At 74.7% G+C, this 15552-nt stretch carries 9 protein-coding genes; 1 reads left to right on the top strand and 8 read right to left on the bottom strand.

Annotated elements, in window-relative coordinates:
• Window positions 1-142 precede the first annotated feature (142 nt).
• A complete protein-coding gene (locus AB3388_RS12620) occupies window positions 143-2560 on the bottom strand; it encodes an HNH endonuclease signature motif containing protein (RefSeq protein ID WP_495411113.1) in 2418 nt (805 codons plus the stop codon).
• Window positions 2561-2737: 177 nt separating this feature from the next.
• On the opposite strand from AB3388_RS12620, the gene AB3388_RS12625 reads away from it, so the two are divergent.
• Window positions 2738-2950, top strand: a complete 213-nt coding sequence (locus AB3388_RS12625; RefSeq protein ID WP_495411114.1) for a hypothetical protein — start codon at window positions 2738-2740, stop codon at window positions 2948-2950.
• A 110-nt stretch (window positions 2951-3060) separates the two neighbouring features.
• Here AB3388_RS12625 and AB3388_RS12630 read toward each other — a convergent pair whose 3' ends face one another.
• The 7 genes from AB3388_RS12630 to AB3388_RS12660 are packed head-to-tail and all read right to left on the bottom strand — an operon-like array spanning window position 3061 to window position 15550.
• Window positions 3061-4722, bottom strand: a complete 1662-nt coding sequence (locus tag AB3388_RS12630; RefSeq protein ID WP_495411115.1) for a sulfatase family protein — start codon at window positions 4720-4722, stop codon at window positions 3061-3063.
• Window positions 4723-4741: 19 nt separating this feature from the next.
• A complete protein-coding gene (locus AB3388_RS12635; RefSeq protein WP_495411116.1) occupies window positions 4742-6493 on the bottom strand; it encodes a DUF5605 domain-containing protein in 1752 nt (583 codons plus the stop codon).
• Entirely contained in the window at window positions 6490-8907 is a 2418-nt protein-coding gene (locus tag AB3388_RS12640; RefSeq protein ID WP_495411117.1) for a glycoside hydrolase family 2 TIM barrel-domain containing protein, read from the bottom strand. The genes AB3388_RS12635 and AB3388_RS12640 overlap by 4 nt, the downstream gene beginning before the upstream one ends.
• 10 nt (window positions 8908-8917) lie before the next feature.
• A complete protein-coding gene (locus AB3388_RS12645) occupies window positions 8918-10738 on the bottom strand; it encodes a glycoside hydrolase family 3 protein (protein ID WP_495411118.1) in 1821 nt (606 codons plus the stop codon).
• Complete coding sequence (locus AB3388_RS12650) at window positions 10735-11559, bottom strand: alpha/beta hydrolase (RefSeq protein ID WP_495411119.1); 825 nt, start codon at window positions 11557-11559, stop codon at window positions 10735-10737. Before AB3388_RS12650 ends, AB3388_RS12645 begins: the two co-directional genes overlap by 4 nt.
• Window positions 11556-13097: a glycoside hydrolase family 43 protein gene (locus tag AB3388_RS12655; RefSeq protein ID WP_495411120.1), complete on the bottom strand. Its 1542-nt coding sequence runs from the start codon at window positions 13095-13097 to the stop codon at window positions 11556-11558. Before AB3388_RS12655 ends, AB3388_RS12650 begins: the two co-directional genes overlap by 4 nt.
• On the bottom strand, window positions 13094-15550 hold the full coding sequence (locus tag AB3388_RS12660; RefSeq protein WP_495411121.1) for a glycoside hydrolase family 3 protein: 2457 nt from the start codon (window positions 15548-15550) through the stop codon (window positions 13094-13096). Before AB3388_RS12660 ends, AB3388_RS12655 begins: the two co-directional genes overlap by 4 nt.
• Window positions 15551-15552: the final 2 nt, after the last annotated feature.

Here is a 15552-nt window from a genome sequence, read left to right on the forward strand (position 1 = left end):
CCGCCGAACAACCCGTCCTGCGGTCCCGACCCGCGCATATGAGAGTGACCACGCGTCGACACCGACACGCTCGTCACCGCCCGCATCAACGGCCAGAGGCAGCCCCTCGAGCGACGGCTGGAGGGGCTGCCTCACCCTGCCCCTAGAAGGGAGGGACTCCATATGAGAACGGCGGGGGATCGGTGGCGGCGACCAGGCCGGTGGGGGTGGTGACGGTCAGCGTGCCGTCGGGGTCGTCGTCGTAGGACCAGCCCGGGGCCTGGTGTTTGCCGCGGTGGTTGCCGACGCAGAACCCGGCCAGGTTGCCGGCGGCGGTGGGGCCGTCGGGCCAGCGGATGCGGTGGTCCAGCTCGCCGGTGGCGATCAGGCGGCGGCAGCCGGGGAAGCGGCAGCGGCGGTCGCGGGCGCGCACGAACCGGTCGAGCTCGGCGCCGGGCCGGTAGCCGTCGGTGGGGCCGGGGGCGCCCAGGCCCGGCCGGCCGGTCAGGTCGTGGTCGCAGCGCTCGGGGCGGCGGGTGCAGGCCGGCCGGTCGCAGCGCGCGGCGCGGCCCAGGGACGGCAGGTCGGTCAGGCAGACCAGCGCCCCGGTCGGGGCGTCGACCAGGGCCAGCCGCGGGCGGTCGGCCAGGCCGCCGCCGGCGGTGCGGCCCAGCAGGCCGGCCACCGCCCGGCGGTCGGCGGCGGCCGCGGCGCACAGCGCGCCCACGGCGTCGGTGGCGGCGCTGACCCGGCCGGCCGGGCCGGCCCGCCACGCGGCCTCGTCGGCGTCATCGGCCCGCTCCGCGGTGCGCACCAACCGGCGGGCGTGGCTGACCGCGAGCTGGGCGTCGCGCAGCGCCCGGGAGGCGTCCTGCACCGCCCGGTCCGCGGTCGCCCACCAGCCGCCGCCCGGTGCCGGGGTCATCGGCGGCGGGTCGGGGGCGTCGTTCGGCCAGCCGTCGCCGTGTGGGTCGGGATCGGGATGCCGGCCGGCCTGGAACTCCGCCCACCACCGCTCGGCGGCCTCGGTGCCGGCGCGGTGCTCCGCGGCCCAGCCGGCGGCGGCGGCCCGCGCCGCGGCGGCGCGGACCTCCGCCTCGCCGATCGGCTCGGGATCGTCGAACTCACCGGCGGTCAGCCGGTCTTCCCACTCGGCCCAGTACTGCGCCTCGAGCCGGCGCAGCCAGCGCCGCTGCCCCGGCGTCAGGAACGGATCATCGGCCAGGTCGGCGGGCGCGATGCCGTCGGGCAGGCCCGCGATCGGCTCCACCGCCCCCTCGGCGTCGAGCTCCTCGTCGACGTCGTCGGGAAAGTCGTCGTCGAAGTCCTGGTCGGCGTCCTCGTCGTAGTCCTCGTCGCTGAGGAGGCCCTCGTCGCGGTCCTGGCCGGTGACGAGGTCGGACCCGCGGTCGTCGGCGGTGCCCGCGCCGGCCCTCCGATCGCTGGACACCGCGGCATCGGGCGTGGCGTCGTCGTCGCCGCCTGCCGCCGCGCCGGCCGCCGCTTCAGCGGCCGCCTGCTCGGCGAGGCGGCGGTACTCGGCCCGGGCGGCCTCGCCGAGCGGGCTGCCGGTGAGCAGCCGCAGCAGCGCCCGCCCCGCCTCGGCCGACACCTGCACGCCGTCGACCTCGACCGGGCCGTCCCCGTCCAGCGCCGCCTGCATTCCGGCCACCACCGTCAGCGTGACCTGCAGCGGCAACACCGTGCCGCCCGGGCGCAGCACCAGGTCCAGCAGGCAGTCCCACATCTTCTCCGCCCGCGACCGGACCGCCGCCCCCGGCTCGTCCTCCACCGCATCCGCGTACGCCCCCAGCGCCGCCAGCAGCGCCGCGATCTCGGTCGCGGTGCCCACCCCGGCGATGCCCGCCAGCCCCGCGCCGCGCTCGCGCTGGCGGAACACCCCCCGACCCCGTAGCGCCTGCAGCGCCTCCTGCGCCTTGTCCCGGGCGTTCCGCTTGGCCACCAGCCGCCGCGCCTTGTCGGCCAGCTGCGCCGGCGTGGTGATCGTCCGCTGCTGTGCCCGCGCGGCCACCCAGCGCAGCAGCTCCGCCTCGACCTCCGCCCGCAGCGCGTCGTCCCGGATCGGCGCGACCTGCTCCAGCATCGGATGCCGGTGCTCGATCGTGAGCAGCCCACCCTCGAGCGCGGCCACCGTGCCCGGCAGCCGCTGCACCAGGGTCAGCGACTCGGCCACCAGCCCCTCGGCCCGGCCCTGGGCGCAGGTCAACCCGATCGACACCTCCTGGGCGGTCCACTCGCTGGTCTGCTTGAGGATCTCCGGCCGCGCCGCCCACCGCGCCGCGCTCATCGCCCCCGGCTCGCCCTGCGCCCGATCCGTCTCCGGGGAGCGGGACAACGCGAACTCGGCCAGCGCCCGCGCCCGCGCCGCGAACGAGCGGGCCAGCTCCCGGTCGGCGGCCTGCGCCAGCCCCAGCGGGCCGGCGGCCAGCCCGGTCTGCGGCGCGAACGACGGCCAGCCGGTCGAAGCGGCCACCGCCCGGGCGACCGCCGCCCGCTGCCGCACCCGCCGCATGGTCACCGCCGCCGGCGTGCGGCCGAGCCCCCGGATGTCATCGAACACGTGTTCGATCATACTCGAACGACGGCGCCCCCGCGAGCGCTGTGGACAACGAAATCGCAGCTCAGCCGGTCTGAGTTCGGCACGAAGGTGTGACAGATGTGCGCCAGTCCCGGTAACTCGCGGCGGCGATGCTCGCGCGCCCAGTCGTCGAGAAGTCGAGTTGTTGCTGCCGAGGAGTTGGCCGAGCGGCTGGCCGCATGGCTGGACCGGCAGGAAGCGTTGTCCGGACGCTGGGTGCGTGAGGAACCGGACACAGAGGAGAGTCTGCGCGCCGAGACCGAGTCGGCTAGGGAACTGCTCACCCTGGCCCACGACGGGCAGCACGAACTGGGCCCCGCCGTCGAGGTGCTCCTGCACGGGCGGCCGCTAAGCGAGCACCGCCGTCCCTGACCGGACGCTCCTCCTGACATCCATCGGGCCGGCGACCGAACGGGGCAGCACCCTGGTGAGCGTGCGCCTCGCCCTCGCCGGGCGGAAGGCAACCATCGACAGCCGCGGTGTCAGGCGCCGCCCGCGGCTCCCGGGCCCAGGTGGACCGGCACGTCGTCACTGGGCTCGTGGCCGAGCCGCCAGGCGCGGAACCAGACCTGACCAGCAGGCGCGATCGGGCCGGTGTACAGCCGCCAGTACCGCCCGTCCTGTTCGGGCATCCCGACGGCACCACCCAGCGCAGTGCCCGGCTGATCGCCGGACGACGGCGACCCGGGTGGGTCCGTCGTCCAGCCGATGGACGCTCCCGGTGTGGCGCAGCGGGCCTCGAGCCGGCCGTCGCGGGCCGTGACCTCGGGAGCCTCGGTCGGCCGGAGGCGCCCACCGGGCCGCCACCGCTCGACGAGCTCGTCCTCGGGCAGCAGCCCCAGGTCGCCGTAGCGGACGGTCCACTCGTCCAGGGCGCCGCGCAGGCGCTCGAGGGTCCCGGCGTGCGCCGGGTCGGCGGCGAGGTCGCGGGTCTCGTGCGGGTCCTCGACGACGTCGTAGAGCTCCTCCGCAGGCTTGACCGGCGCGACGACCGACCGCTGCAGAGGGGTCAGCCGGTCCCGCGGCACGCCGAGGGCCAGCTGGCCGGCCTCCTCGAAGTGCAGCCGGCGGAACTCCCGCCAGGTGCTCAGGTGGTCGGGGTAGTCGCAGTGCCCCATGCCCGGGCGGTCCGGGTGCAGGTTCCGGATGTAGCGGTAGCGGGCGTCCCGCACGGTCCGGACGGTGTCCTCCTGCTCGTCCATGCGGTCACGGCCGCCGAAGACGAACTCGTTGGGCGCGAGGAAGGCGCCGGACCGGTCGAGGAACGGCCTGCCGTGCATGTGCTCGGGCACGCCGATGCCGCACACCTCGAGCATCGTCGGGGCGAGATCCAGCAGGTGGACCAGCTCCGTGCGTGCCTGGCCCGGCGCGAGGACCCCCGGCCAGCGGACGATCAGCGGTTCCCGCAGACCGCTCTCGCAGGCCCATCGCTTGGCCCGCGGCATGCCCAGGCCGTGGTCGCTCCAGAACACCACGATCGTGTCCCCGGCGAGCCCGTCGTCCGCCAGCTGGTCGAGGAGCCCGCCGGCCCAGCGGTCCATCTCCGTGACCAGGTCGGCGTAGCGGGCCCACGCCTGCCGGAACACCGGGGTGTCCGGGTGGTAGGGCGGGAGCGGCGCGGCGGCGGGGTCGTGCCGGTCCTCGGGGCGCACCCGCGAGGTGGCGGCTTCGAAGGCCTCGTCGTCGAGGTAGATCTGCGACTCGTGGGTGATCAGTCCGTGGAAGGTCGCGAAGAAGGGCGTGTCCGGCGAGGGCCGGTTCCGCCAGTGCGCCGTCGGGCTGCAGTCGTCGAACGCCGTCCCCGGGATGTGCACCTGGAAGTCGGTGAACCAGTTGTTCGTCGTGTAGTAACCGGCCGCGCGGAAGTGCTCGGTGAACAGCCGGACCTCCGGCGGTGGCACGGCCTTGGTCCGCATGTGCATGGTCCCGATGGCCGAAGGGTGGCAGCCGGTGTAGATCGCCGAGCGGGACGGCGCGCACACCGGAGCGCTGGCGAAGGCGTTGTCGTAGCGGACCCCCTCCGCCGCCAGGCGGTCCAGCCGGGGCGTGACCGCGTACTCCGCGCCCGGGTACACGCCCCGGTAGCAACCCAGGTGCGGGTTGATGTCGTGCGTGCTGATCCACAGCACGTTGGGTGTGGTCACGCCGTCGGCCCGTCGGGGCTCACCCCGCGGCGGTGAGCCGCAGCGCCATGTACTGCCGGGCCGGCAGGGGCACGGTGAACGTGCCCTCGAACGTCCCGGGCAGCCGCTCGACCGTCGTGTTCCAGGTGTCGAGGACGTCGACGTGCACTCGCTGACCCGGCGCCAGGGAGATCGTCCGGAACCGGGGGCGGTTGAAGCCGAAGTAGATGATCGTGTACTCGCCGTCCACCCCGCCCCACGGCGCGTCCCACTCCGAGGGCAGCGGGTCGAGCACGCCGGTGGGCGACTCGGCCGTGATGCGGGCGAGGAAGGCGATCCGCTCCGGGCTCGTGCCGCGCAGCGTCCCGCCCTTCGCCCAGAAGATCTCCTCGTCCTCGGCGAAGTACGTCTCGCCGTGGCCGACGTAGCCCCCGCGGACCGCGCCCTCCCAGAAGCGGCGGGTCATCTCCTCGCCGGTCAGGTTGCCCCAGCCCTGGTCGAGGTCGCCCTCGTAGCCGCACTCGTCGATCACGGCGGGCTTGCCCCACCGCGTGCGCCACTCGTCGGTGTTCTCGGCGGTCCGGTAGGTGTCCACCCGCTGCAGGCTGCAGTGCGTGATCCACGGGCGCGAGTGGTCGTAGAACCCGAAGCAGTTGTGGATCGAGCGCAGGTGCCCGACCGGGTCCTCCTCGACCACGATCGCGGCCAGCCGCTCCCAGTCGTCCACCGTCTTCGAGAACAGCAGGTCGTACTCGTTGGCCATCGACCACCAGACGTTGCCGAACGCGGCGAGACGACGGACGACGTAGCGCAGGTAGCGGTCGTCGGCGTCCGGACCCAGGTCGGAGAAGCCCCAGCGGTCGTAGGGGTGGAACAGGATGAGGTCCGCCTCGATGCCGAGCGCGGCGAGCTGGTCGAGCCGCTCCTCGAGGTGCGCGAAGTAGGCGGGGTCGAAGCGGGTGACGTCCCAGCCGCCGTCCCCGTCGCTCGGGAAGACGTACCGCTCGGGCTCGTTCGAGTTGTACAGGTAGGACTTGGGGAACAGGCACATCCGGATCTTGGTGAAGGGCGAGCCCTCGAGCGCCGCGAGCGTGCGCTTCTCGACCTCGTCCCCCTGGTGCGTCCACGCGTACGCGGTGGTGCCGATCGGCAGGTAGCGGCTGCCGTCGGCGTACCGGAAGTGGAACCCGTCGACCCGGACGGGCCCCTTCGCGGAGGACGGCACCACCTCGACCGTGCCCTCGATCCCGTCCAGCGACCGCGCGGTCGACCGCGTCGTGAACGTCCACGTGCCGGCGGTGGGCGGGAGGTACCGGACGGCGTAGCGCCCGTCCCCGTCGTAGAAGCCGCCGACGGCGACCGTGCTGCCGTCGGGGCCGGTGAAGTCGGCGCAGAGCTCCACGTCCACGAACGGGTTGCCGTGGGCGGGTCCGGCGAGGTCGAGCTGGAAGCGCTCGTGGACGCCCACCGTGGCGGGGGAGGACGCAGTCGCCGAGCCCCGCGGGACGTCCTCGCCCTCGTAGCCCGGGTCGGGATCGATCCGGCGGGAGCCTTCGGGGTGCCGCGCGTGCTCCTCGACCTGGGCCAGCCGCTCCCAGAGCCGGTCGACGGCCGCCGGGTCGCCGGACAGGGCCCGGTCGCGGGCGATGATGCCGCCGATCGGGAAGGCCTGCAGGTGCTGCACCATCGGCGAGTTGAGCACGCCGGGCAGGGTCTCCTGCAGGATGCGGCGGGCCTCGCCGCTCTTGAGCAGCGCGCCGACGGTCGAGTCGGGCCCGAAGTGCCTGGTCATCGAGCCTCCACTCGAGCGGTGACGGGGGCGAGCCCGGTCGCGGTCACGGTCACGGTGATCACGCCCGGCCCGGTGGGGCGGACGACGGCGAGCGCCCGGCCGTCGAAGGTGGTGTGCACGTCGTCGAGGTAGGACTCCTCGGTGGCGGGCGCGGCGCTGCCGAGGCCCTGCAGGACGGCGGGCCCGTCGACGGTCACGGTCACCGCGCGGTCGGCGCCCAGGGCCGGCGTCCCCGCGGCGTCGGTGAGCGTGATGTCGACGTAGGCGAGGTCGGTGTCGTCGGCGCGGATCGCGTCCCGGTCGGGGGTGAGCGACAGCCGCACGTCGCCGTCCGCCGTCCGCAGCGTCGTCCGGCCGGTCTCCTGGCCGCCGGTGCGGGCGACCGCGGTCAGCTCGCCGGGGGACCAGGCCACCTCGAACGAGGCGCGGTACCGGTGCTTCTCACCGGCCGGGGCGGTGCCCAGCGAGCGGCCGTCGAGCAGCAGCTCGACCTCGTCGGCGTCGCTGTAGACGTCGACGGCCAGCGGCGTCCCCTCGGCGCCCGGCCAGGTCCAGCTCTCGACGACGTCGGGCCACGACCACGGCGTCAGCACCAGCTCCCGGCCGGCCCGCTCGGCCCGCTGGACGGCGAGGTACGGCTCGCTGCGCAGCCCGAAGACGATCTCCCGGTAGTAGGAGGCCGGCCGGCGGTGCCCGGTGATGTCGATGTCGCCGCACCAGGCGGCCAGCCAGGGGTAGGGCGCGGCCAGCTGCGCGGCGTCCGGGTCCTCGGCATCGGAGACCCGGCCGATGCCGGCCTCGCCGAGGTAGTCCCAGCCGGTCCAGGTGAAGTCCCCGACGACGTGCGGGTGGTCCTGCACCTGCCGCCACAGCCGGTCGATCTGCGCGGGGAAGGTCTCGCTGCCCACGATCACCCGGTTCGGGTACAGCTCGCGGTCCTTCTCGTAGCGGGAGTCCATGTAGTTCATGCCCGCGACGTCGAGGACGCCGAAGGTCTCGGCCGTCGCGTTGCCGACCGTCTCCGACCCGGCGAAGGTGGTCATCAGCTCGCCCATGCTGGCCATGAGCGTGTTGATGCCGACCTCCTCCACGTTCGGCAGGTTCATCTGCGTGGGGTCGTGCGGCGTGGAGAGCGTGCCGTTGACGCCGTTGGTGACCAGCCGCGAGGGGTCGAGCTCGCGGACCTTCTCCGCCAGCCGCCGCGACCACAGCGCCCCGTGCGGCTTGCCGACCTCGGGGATCTCGTTGCCGATCGAGTAGAAGACGACGCTGGGGTGGTTGGCGTCCTTGCGGACCAGCTCCTCGACCTCGCGCTCCCACCAGTGCGGGAAGTGCAGGGCGGCGTCGAAGTCGGTCTTGCCCTCGGTCCAGATGTCGGTCAGCTCGTCCATGACCAGCACGCCGAGCCGGTCGCAGGCGTCGAGCATGGCCCGGCTCATCGGGTTGTGGGCGCTGCGCAGCGCGTTGAAGCCGGCCGCCTTGAGCAGCTCGACGCGGCGCTCGTCGGCGCGGTCGATCGCGGCGGCGCCGAGCACGCCGTTGTCGGAGTGCACGCAGGCGCCGCGCAGCAGCACCTGCTGCCCGTTGATCCGCAGGCCGCGGTGCGGGTCCACGGACAGGGTGCGGATGCCGAAGGTCACGGTGTCGTCGTCGACGGTCTCCTCGCCGTCGCGCAGCGCCACGGTGGCCGTGTGGAGGGCGGGGGAGTCCGGCCCCCACAGCGCCGGGTCGGCGACGGTCAGCCGCTGCCGCACCACGGACGGCTCCCCGGGCCGCACGGTGACCGGCACCCGGTCGCTCGCCACCACGGCGCCGGTGGGACCGCGCAGTTCGGTGGCCACCGTGAGGGTGCGCAGCCCGCGGCCGTCGTGCTCCACCGTCGTCGCCACCTCGACCACCGCGTAGTCGGCGTCGACGTCCTTCGCCGTCACCCGGACGCCGTCGAGCGCGATGTGCGTGAGCGGGCCGACGACGAGGTGCACCGGCCGGTGGATGCCGGCGCCTGCGTACCAGCGCGAGTCCGCGTGGGCCCGGCAGTCGACCCGCACCTCGTTGTCCTCGCCGTAGCGCAGGAAGTCGTCCAGCGCGACGGCGAAGCCGGTGTAGCCCGAGCCCCACTGCCCGGCCAGGGCGCCGTTCACGTACACCATGGCCGAGCGGTAGACGCCCTCGAACTCCAGCAGCACCCGCCGGTCCCGCCACTCCGGCGGGGCCGTCAGCGTCGCCCGGTACTCGTAGGCGCCACCGGGGAAGAAGCCCGACGCCGCGCCGTGCTCGCCGTCGCGCTCCCGGCCGAGCGTCGCGTCGTGCGGCAGCGTCACCGCCTGCCAGGGCGGGGCGCCGCCGGTCAGCTCGGCGAACGGGTTCGCCTTGGGGCGGGTCTGCCAGCCGGCCGTGAACGGCGTGCGGCGCACGGTGCTCCTCTCAGCTCAGGTCCAGTCCGGACCCGTACGGGTACAGCGGGTCCTCGGTGTCCGACGGCACGTCCGGCCGGCTCGCGCGGACGGCGTCCATCGACCGGGGCAGCTCGAACGGCAGCCGGCCGCGGGGCGGGATGCGCCCGGTCAGCGCGTCGAGCAGCGCGGCGTCCGAGGCGCCGAAGCCGGCGGTCAGGCCCGAGACCACGCCGTCGAACGGGGTCAGGATCGCCGGCCGGTCGAGGTAGACGTCGAGGACGACGGGCACCTGGGCGGCCAGCTTCGCGACGCGCTCGACCACCTCGGCCGGGAAGTCCAGCGAGCCCTGGTGGAAGTGCCCCTCCAGGAAGTACTGGTCGCGCGGCTCGAACGGCGCCTGCACCCGGACGACGGCGACGTCGGCCTGCGCCGGGTCGGTCACCACCTCGCCGTACCCGGCCGCGACCTGCGGGTCGACGCCGTCCACGAACAGCCGCCCGCGGAGGGGGAGCACGCCGTCGTTCTTGAGCACCGTGATCGCCTCCGCCTGCGCGCGGTGGCCGGCCTCGCGGAACTCCGCGGCGCCCACCACCCGCCCGGCCTCGTCCTCGTCGACGTAGGGGTCGTCGAACAGGCCGAGCGCGAACTTGACCAGCAGGACCCGCCGGACCGCCTCGTCGATGCGCGACTCGGCCACCTGGCCGCTGTCGAGGAGCTCGAGCACCAGGTCGGTGCGGCTCTCGCCGCCGAACTGGTCGGCCCCGGCGTCGAGGATCCGCGCCATGCGGTCGACCGGCGCGAGGTGCTCCACGCCCCAGGCCCGGGCGGGGAAGGGCCGGCCGAAGATCTCGACGTCGGTGACCAGCCCCCAGTCGGTGAGGATCACGCCGTCGTACCCCAGCTCCTCCCGGAGCAGGCCGGTGATGATCCGCCGGTTGAAGGAGAAGGCGACCTCCTCCACCGGCTCGCCGCCCCGCTCCAGCCCGACGGGCAGGCCGTAGTACGGCATGATCCCGCTGGTCCCGGCGTCGATCGCGGCGCGGAAGGGCACCAGGTGCTCGTCGAAGCGGCCGCCGGGGTAGACCTGCTCGCGGCCGTACTCGAAGTGCGGGTCCTCGCCGTCCAGCTGCGGGCCCCCGCCGGGGAAGTGCTTGGTCGTGCACGCGACGCTGGCCGGCCCGACCGTGTCGCCCTGCATGCCCGCCAGGTAGGCGGCGACGAGCTCCGCGGCCGTGGCGGCGTCCTGCCCGAACGTCTGCACCTGCCGGCCCCAGCGGGGCTCGGTGGCCAGATCCACCTGCGGGTGCAGCGCCGCGCGCAGGCCCAGGGCCACGTACTCCCGGCGGGCGATGTCGGCGAACTCCCGCACCCGGTCCGCATCGCCGATCGCCGCCAGGCCGAGCTGCTCGGGCCACTGCGAGAGCGCCCCGGCGGCGAGCGCGACGCCGACGTTCTGCGTGAAGGCGTGCCGCGGGTCGGAGGAGAAGGTGATCGGGATGCCGTGCGGGGTCTCCTCGGCCAGTTCCTGCATCGCGTTCTGCCAGCGCACGGTCTCCCGCGGCGCGGGCAGCTCGTGCACGTTGAAGTGGTTCATCAGCTTGCCGGTGACCAGCTCCCGCGCGGTCTCCGGGCTGAACCCGGCCGGGTCGTCGTGCTCGCCCGGGGCGCCCACGCCGATGATCGTGTGGAAGAGCAGGCCGGCCTTCTCCTCCCGCGACAGCCGGGGCACGAGGTCGGCGACCCGCTCCTCGGGGGAGAGCCGGGGGTCCTCGTACGGGGCCATCACCCCGTCGCCGTCGAGGTCGCGGAAGCGCATCCCGTCGGGCGTGGTGGCGACGCGGCGGCTCATGCGAGCCCGGACGCGGTCAGCCAGGCCAGGAACGCGTCGAACCAGCCGTCGGACGGCGCTCCCTGCGCCTGCATGCCGAAGCCGTGCCCGCCGCGGGCGTACGCGTGCGCCTCCACCGGCGCGCCGGCGCCCCGCCAGGCGTCGTAGAGCCGCAGCGACGAGCCGATGATCGCGTCGCCGAGCTGGTCGTCGCTCGCCCAGGCCAGGAACATCGGCGGCGCGGGCTCCGGCACGCGGATCTCGTCCCACCACGCCGGGTAGACCGGCGCCACGAACGACGGCCGCTCCTCCGGCGCGCCGTCCAGGGTGGTCACCAGCGACACGTAGCCGCCGGCGGAGAAGCCCAGCATGCCGATGCGCTCCGGGTCGAGGCCCCAGGAGCCGGCGTTCTCGCGGACCAGCCGCACCGCCGCGCCGCCGTCGGCGAGGGCGGGGCCGCGCTGCACCCGCGAGATCTCGGCCATGTACGCCTGGTCGCCGAACAGCCGCTCGGTGACCGCGTCGAACTCCGCGGCGGGGACCGGGGTTGGGGTGACGCGGTAGTGCAGCACGAACGCGGCGATCCCGCGCTCGGCCAGCCGCTCGGCCACCCACGCGCCCTCGTTGTCGATGGACAGGAAGTGCAGTCCGCCGCCGGGGGCGATCACCACGCCGGTGCCCGTCCGGGTCTCCGGGTCGGGCAGGTACGGCGTCAGGGTGGGGACGGTGACGTTGCGCAGGAACCGCTGGTCGTCATCGGGCACCCAGGGCAGACCGCACAGGATCGAGGCGTCCTCGGCCTCGGCGTCCCCGAGCGGGAGGGGGGTCAGGGACGTGGTCATGCCCCCACCTCGCCGGGGCGGAACTGCTCGCCGCTCTCCGAGCCGCGGTAGCGGTAGTCGGCGAAGGTCACCGTGCCCTCGGTGGCGTAGAGCCCGAGCACCCGGCCGGTGAACGACGCGCAGCTCTCGGCGGTCCAGAAGCGCCCGTCGAGCTCGGTCAGCAGGACCTCCTCGCCGCCGCCGGCCGCGACGAGCCGGATGCGGTCGCCGCCCATCGCCTCGGCGCCGAAGCCACCCGCGGGCGGCCTCGTCTCGACGCGCAGCTCCACCTCGCCGGCGGGCAGGGACGCCGTCCAGTCCTGGGCCAGGCCGGCCACCCGCGCCCGGGCGGTGACCGTGGTGCGCTCGCCGTCACCGCGCGCCTCGAGGGCGAACCAGTGCTGCTCGTCGTAGCGGGCGGCCAGCCCGCCGACGCCTTGCGCGGCGTCGACCCGCGTCGACACGCTCGCGGTGAGGTGCCGCTGGCGTCGGCCCACCCACCGCGGGTGCGCGTCGCCGAGCGTGCTGCCGTCTCCGGTGAAGGCCAGCCGGCCGCCGCGCACGTCGGCGACGTCGGCCGGCAGGGTGCGAACGGCGAGCCAGCCGGGGTCGGCGAGGTCGTCGGTGGCGAAGTCGAACGCCTCCTCGGACACGCCCGCCCGCGGCGCGAGCTCCACCGGCTCCGGCTGCGGCCAGTCGTCGACCCAGGCGACGTCGGTGATGAACGTCTCCCGGCCCAGCGGCGAGAACGACACCGTGGCCCCGAGCGGCCGCACGCCGAGCAGGACCAGCGCGCTGCCGCCCTCGGGGGTGTCGACCAGGTCGGCGTGGCCGGTGTTCTGGATCGGCCGCGAGGTGCTCCGCGCCGACAGCACCGGGTTGGCCGGGTGCCCCTCGAACGGGCCCTCGGGCGAGCGGCCGCGGGCAACGCTGACGCCGTGGCCGCGCTCGGTGCCGCCCTCGGCGATGAGCAGGTACCACCAGCCGCCACGCCGGTACACGTGCGGCGCCTCGGGGAACTTCAGCCCGGTGCCCGACCACAGCGAGCGCGGCTCCTCCAGTGCCTTGCCCGCGGTGAGGTCGGCGCGCACCTGCTGGACGCCGAGGTGCGTGCCGAGCTCCGGCCCCGACAGCAGCAGTCCGGAGAAGGTGACGTAGGCGGTGCCGTCGTCGTCCCAGGTCAGGTCGGGGTCGATGCCGTTGACGCCCTCGATCGTGGTGCCGTCGTCCCACGGCCCGGCCGGGTCGGTCGCCGTGTAGACGACGCACCCCTTCGGACTGGAGGGGATCGTGACGATCACGTAGAAGGTGCCCTCGCGGTACCGGATCGTCGGCGCCCAGACGCCCAGCCCCGTCGGCACGTCGCCGATCTCCAGCTGCTCGGGCCGGGTGGCCACGTTGCCGATCTGCGTCCACTCGACCAGGTCGGTGCTGCGGTAGACCGGGATCCCCGGCAGGTACTCGAAGCTCGACGTGACGAGGTAGTACGCGCCGTCGGCCAGGACGACGCTGGGGTCGGGGTTGAAGCCGGGGACGAGCGGGTTGGGACCCCGGCTCATGCGGTCACCCGCAGGGTCGTCTCCAGCGGCAGGTCGACGGCGGTGGTGCCGACCCGCAGCCGGTACTCGCCCGGCTCGTACTCCCAGCCGTCCGCCCAGTACGCCAGGTAGCGGGTGGGGACGGCGACCTCGACGGAAGCCGTCTGCCCGGCCGGCACGCGCACCGGCGCCGAGCCGACCAGCCAGCGCACCGGCCGGTCGACCACCGAGTCCGGCCGCTCGGCGTAGACCTGCACGACCTGCTTGCCGTCGCGCTCGCCGCGGTTGGCCACCTCGACGGTCACGCTCGCCACGTCGCCGGCGGCCGCGGTGCCGGCCGCGGAGACGCCGGTCAGGTCGATCTGCGTGTAGCCGCGGCCGCCGCCGAACCAGTAGGCGGGCGGGGTCTGCTGCTTGAGCCAGGCGCGGTAGCCGATGTGGATGCCCTCGTCGTAGGCGACGACGCCGTCCTTCGGGGTGCAGTTCAGCACGGGGACGTCGGCCTGGTCGGCCGCCCAGGTGGTGGTCAGCCGGCCGCCGGGCTCGGCGACCCCGAGCAGGACGTCGGCGATCGCGTTGCCGAACTCCTGGCCGCCGAACCAGCCGATGAGCAGCGCGGCGACGTCGTCCCGCCACGGCAGCAGGACCGGGGCGCCGGCGTTGACCACCACGACCGTGCGGGGGTTGGCCGCGGCGACGGCGCGGACCAGGTCGTCCTGCCGGCCGGGCAGGGCCAGCGACTCGCGGTCGTAGCCCTCGGACTCGACGATCGAGTTGGTGCCGACGACGACCAGCGCCACGTCGGCCTCGGCGGCCGCCCGGGCGGCCTCGGCGATGAGCGCGTCCTCGTCCACCTCGGCGGGCTCGGTGCCCACGCGCAGCGCCATGGCGTGCGCGGCGAAGCCCTCGCGGGCGGCGAGGTCGTAGACGAACCGGAGGTCGAGGGGCTTGCCGGCGGTCAGCTCGATCTCGGCGGAGGCGGTGTGCGGGTTCATGAACGCCGCGCCCAGGTCGGTGCCGTTGGGCTCGAGGTCGCTCTCGACGAGCAGCTCGCCGTCCACGTACAGCCTGGCCGACCCGACGAGGGCGAAGCCGAGCCGGACGGCGCCGGAGTCGGCCGGCGTCAGCCGCGTGGTCAGCTCGTACGCCGCGGCCTTCTCGATCGGCGCGTCGCCGCCGAAGTAGACGAGGTTGGTCGACCGCCGGTCCTCGGCGAACAGCTCGGTGCCGTCGGCGTCGAGGAACCGGGCCCGCAGGCCGCGGTCGCCGGTCACCGGGTTGGTCAGCTGCGCCAGGGGCAGCTCGACGACGCCGGTCTGCACGACCGCGCCGACGGAGTAGGTGACCTCGGCGCCGGGCAGCGCGGCCCGGATGCCGTCGAGCGGCGAGACCGTGTACTCGGGCAGGACGGTGGCGCTCCCGCCGCCCTGGGTGCGGGCGGCCGAGGCGTTGTTGCCGATGACCGCGACCGTGCGCAGCGCGGCGGCGTCCCACGGGAGCTCGCCCCGGTTCTCCAGCAGCACGGTGCCCTCGACGGCCGCCTGGCGGGTGAACGCGACGCCGTCCTCGACCCAGGTCGGCTCGGCCGGCGCGGCGCCGTCCAGGGCGCCGACCCGCTGGGCGAGGGTCAGGATGCGCAGCACCTTGCGGTCGACGACGGACTCGTCGATCTCGCCGTTGCGGACGGCCTCGACCAGCGCGTCGCCCCACGGGCCCTCGGGGCCGGGCATGACCAGGTCCTGCGACGCCCGGGCGGACTCCAGGCTGCGGACCGCCGTCCAGTCGCTGACGACGACGCCGTCGAAGCCCCACTCGCTGTTCAGCGGGGTCTCCAGCAGCTCGTTCTCGGTGGCCGTGGCGCCGTTGATCGAGTTGTAGGCGCTCATCACCAGCCAGGCGCGGGCCTCGGTGATCGACTTCTCGAACGCCAGCAGGTACAGCTCGCGCAGGGTCCGCTCGTCGGCCTTGACGTCGGCGGTGAAGCGGTCGGTCTCGAAGTCGTTGGCCACGTAGTGCTTGGGGGTGGCCCCGACGCCGTTGTCCTGCACGCCGGTCACGTAGGCGGCGGAGAGCTCGCCGGTGAGCACCGGGTCCTCGCTGAAGGCCTCGAAGTGCCGGCCGCCCAGCGGGGAGCGGTGGAGGTTGATCGTCGGGCCGAGGACGACGTCGACGCCCTTGCGCCGGGCCTCGACGGCGGCGGCCGCGCCGTAGCGGCGCGCGATGTCCGGGTCCCACGAGGCGGCCAGCGCCGTGGCCGACGGCAGGTTCAGCGACGGGTCGCGCTCGTCCCACACCTCGCCGCGGACTCCCGAGGGGCCGTCGGAGACGAGGATGCGGCGCAGCCCGATCTTCTCGATCGGCCAGGTGTTCCAGAAGTCCCGGCCGGTGAGCAGCCGGACCTTCTCCTCGAGGGTGAGGGCGGCGAGCTTGTCGGTGAGGGCGGCGTCCGCGGAGGCGGCGGTGGCGTCGGTCATGG

The sequence above is a fragment of the Geodermatophilus sp. SMS 5-13 genome, assembly GCF_059428245.1.